This is a genomic window from Desulfobulbaceae bacterium, from assembly GCA_013792005.1.
Taxonomy (GTDB): Bacteria; Desulfobacterota; Desulfobulbia; order Desulfobulbales; family VMSU01; genus VMSU01.
On the sequence record VMSU01000116.1, the window covers coordinates 1 to 3,575 of the forward strand.

The following is a 3,575-nucleotide window of genomic DNA, read 5'->3' on the forward strand; positions in this document are numbered from 1 at the left end:
ATCCCCTTAGTGCTCTTTTTGGCCTTAATAATATCCGCCTTCAACTCGTCAACAGGGATACCGGAGCCGCCGATAACACCGATACCGCCGCATTCGGCCACCGGCACTGCCAAAGCAGCGGTTGAAACCCGAATGGACATGCCGCCTTGGATCAAAGGTATGGGCGCCGTCAGGCCCCCTATGGTCAACGAAGGTAATTTCATTCAAAAACTCCACAGATCAAGATAACGCTGCCGATCCACCAGGATAACAACGTACGGTTTGAAGCATTTATCATGGAACGCCAACCTTTATTGGGGGCGTCCACCGGCTCCCGCCTTGTACTATTAATAGAATTTGGCATAATGCAACTCTTGACTCTATTTGTCAAGAGCGTTACCTATTGATGTGCGTCGTAAAAAGTCCACGCGGTTGCATTACAGCACGCTTTTGTACGCTCATTATACCATATATATGGGCTCATTCGCAACAGACACACCGCGCCTTGCATAACAGCCCAACTATATAGCCAACCCGTTAGTTTTTTTGCACGACTGTTCCCTCTCGCCTGATAAAAATGGCCATACATTATATAACCATAACCAGATACTCTCTAGCTTAAGAAACCCTCAGACTTCGGCCCACACCCCTTCGGCCTGAATATTCTGGCTCAACATCCACCCTCACTATGAAAAAAATTGACCCGAAACTTATCGCTTTTGACATTGACGGAGTCGTTGCCGACACAGCCGAAGCCTTTTTTCGTCTGGCCCAAGAGCGACACGGCATCAACGAATTCACTACCGCCCACATTACCGAGTTTGATGTAGCTAAATGCCTGCCCATTGCTCCTGAAATCATCGACAGTATCTTTGCCTCGCTCCTTGAGGACCCCATCAATGCCGACTTGCAGCCGATGCCGGACTCCGTCTCCGTCCTAACCACCCTCTCCCGCTTAGCGCCACTCACCTTCATAACCGCTCGGCCATTACACCCCCCTATCGCCAACTGGCTTAAATATATCCTTGGCCCAACAACTTTCGCCAAGGTCAACCTTATCGCCATGGGCGACCACGACAAGAAAGCCGTCTACCTCAAGGACTTAAAACTCCAGTACTTTATTGATGACCGGGCAGAGACGTGTGTCGACCTCAAGCAGCAGGGATTTTCCCCCCTGGTCTTCAACCAACCCTGGAATCTGGGTCGCCATCAACTGCCATCGGTCTCATCGTGGCGTGAGATTGAGGCTCTATGCACATGAACTGCCCTCAGTGCGGCCACAGTATCCCAACACCAAAACATCCAGTGCCGACAGTCGACATCATTATTCAGATCAACAACGGCATCGTCCTCGTCAAGCGCCGCTATCCACCCTTAGGCTGGGCGCTCCCCGGCGGCTTTGTAGACTACGGCGAATCACTGGAACACGCAGCTATCCGAGAAGCAAAAGAAGAAACCAGCCTTGATATTTGCCTGCACAAACAATTTAAGACCTACTCCGACCCCAGTCGCGACCAACGGCGTCATACCATATCCACCGTCTTTATCGCTACAGCCAGCGGCCTGCCGACAGGAGGCGACGATGCCGCCGAAGCACGAATTTTCACCCAAGAATCTCTGCCCCCTCTGGTCTTTGACCACGCCAAAATCCTTAAAGATTTCTTTTCGGCTTGATCCCCACCCCTCCAAAACGGTCATCCTTCGACTATCACTCAAAAAAGGTTGTTTTTGCGTCGACTGTTTGGTATATAGTGCGACCTTAAAACCATCATAGGAGGATTGTCTTTCATGGAAACACCAAACACAACGCAAAAGGCCGACATCGGAACGCCTGGCAGTAATGCCAAAGATTCCGTATTTGCAAGAACCGCTCACCAGTTCAGCGACATCAGTGACACCGCAAGTTTTGCCGAACTCTTCGGGGAAGGCGAGGACATGCAGGTCGCCAAAGTGGGCGATGTTGTCCATGGTACGGTAATCGCGCTCATCGGCAATGCCGCGATCATCGATATCGGTGACAAGTCAGAAAGCACTGTACCCCTTTCCGAGTTCAGAAACGAAGGGGAGACTATTGAAGTCAAAGTAGGCGACACCTTTGAAGTCTTTGTCGAAAAGCGCGAAGGTGAAGGCGGCCTGCGTCTGTCTCGCGAAAAGGCTATCGGCATTAAGGTATGGGAAGCCATCGCCAAGATTTCCGAAGATGACGGTGTCATTCAAGGCGCTATCGAAAGCCGGGTCAAGGGTGGCCTCTCAGTTGATATCGGTGTTCCAGCCTTCCTGCCTTACTCGCAGATCGATCTGCGTCCGGTCAAGGATCTTGATGCCATGATCGGCCAGACCTATGACTTTAAGGTCCTTAAATATAATCGTAAACGCAACAATGTTGTTATTTCTCGCCGGGCAATCCTGGAAGAAGAAAGAAGCAAACTGCGTGAATCCATGCGTGAGAGCCTGATCGAAGGCTCAACGGTCACGGGCACCATCACCAACATTACCGATTACGGTGTGTTCGTTGATTTGGGCGGCCTGGATGGTCTCTGCCATATCACCGATCTTTCATGGGGCCGGGTTTCTCACCCTTCCAAACTGTTCAAGGTCGGCGAAGAGATCGAAGTTAAAATTCTCAAGTACGACAAGGAACACGACAAGGTTTCCCTTGGCGTCAAACAGCTCAAGGCGGATCCTTGGTCAACAGTCCAAGATCGTTATCCTGTCAGCAGCAAAACGGTTGGGCGTGTGGTCAGCATCACCGACTACGGCGTCTTTGCCGAACTTGAAGAGGGCGTCGAAGGTCTGATCCATGTCTCAGAAATGTCTTGGACCAAGAAGGCCAAACACCCGTCGAAGATGGTTGCCATGGGCGACAAAGTCGAAGTCGTGGTCTTAAATATTGATGCCGACGCTAAGCGTATCTCCCTTGGCATGAAGCAACTCCAACAGAACCCATGGGATCTCGTAGCCCAAAATTACCCCGTTGGATCCATCATTGAGGGTAAAATCAAAAATATCACAGACTTCGGTATTTTTATCGGTATAGAAGAAGGCATAGATGGACTGATTCATGTCTCAGACTTGTCTTGGACCGAGCGAATCAAGCACCCTTCAGAGAAATACAACAAGGGTGAAACCATTCAAGCTGTTGTCCTCAAGATTGACCGCGAGAACGAACGGTTCTCTCTGGGGATCAAACAACTCGAGCCAGATCCTTGGCAAGAAGCAATCACCAAATATCCGATCGGCAGCATGGTTGAAGGCAAGATCACCAACGTCACTGACTTTGGAATTTTTGTCGAGGTTGAAGAGGGAATCGAAGGCCTGGTCCATGTCTCCGAAATCAGTCAAGAAAAAATCAACAGCCCTGTCGGTGTGTACAAGGTAGGAAACACCATCCAGACCAGGGTCATCAACGTCTCGGCCAAGGACCGCAAAATCGGTCTCTCCATCAAGGCTCTGTCCGACACTGAGGAGTCCGTTGTTGAAGAGTATCAGAAGAAGCAGTCTACTCCATCCACTATTGGCGATCTTCTGAGTGCCAAGCAAGAAGAGATGGCGGCCCAGAAGGCTGGACAATAACCATGTTTCTTAACCCGGCGCCA

General features: G+C 50.4%; 4 protein-coding genes. 3 read left to right on the forward strand and 1 reads right to left on the reverse strand.

Annotated elements, in window-relative coordinates; translation table 11 throughout:
* Window positions 1-203 (reverse strand): nitronate monooxygenase (locus FP815_06780; protein ID MBA3014645.1); only part of this gene is annotated, 203 nt, incomplete at its 3' end.
* A 464-nt stretch (window positions 204-667) separates the two neighbouring features.
* Here FP815_06780 and FP815_06785 point away from each other — a divergent pair.
* From FP815_06785 to FP815_06795, 3 genes are all read left to right on the forward strand, one after another.
* Window positions 668-1,240 (forward strand): hypothetical protein, encoded by a 573-nt coding sequence (locus tag FP815_06785; protein ID MBA3014646.1) that lies wholly within the window; start codon window positions 668-670, stop codon window positions 1,238-1,240.
* Window positions 1,231-1,653, forward strand: a complete 423-nt coding sequence (locus FP815_06790) for an NUDIX hydrolase (protein ID MBA3014647.1) — start codon at window positions 1,231-1,233, stop codon at window positions 1,651-1,653. Before FP815_06785 ends, FP815_06790 begins: the two co-directional genes overlap by 10 nt.
* 114 nt (window positions 1,654-1,767) lie before the next feature.
* Complete coding sequence (locus FP815_06795) at window positions 1,768-3,552, forward strand: 30S ribosomal protein S1 (protein ID MBA3014648.1); 1,785 nt, start codon at window positions 1,768-1,770, stop codon at window positions 3,550-3,552.
* The last annotated feature ends 23 nt before the right edge of the window (window positions 3,553-3,575 follow it).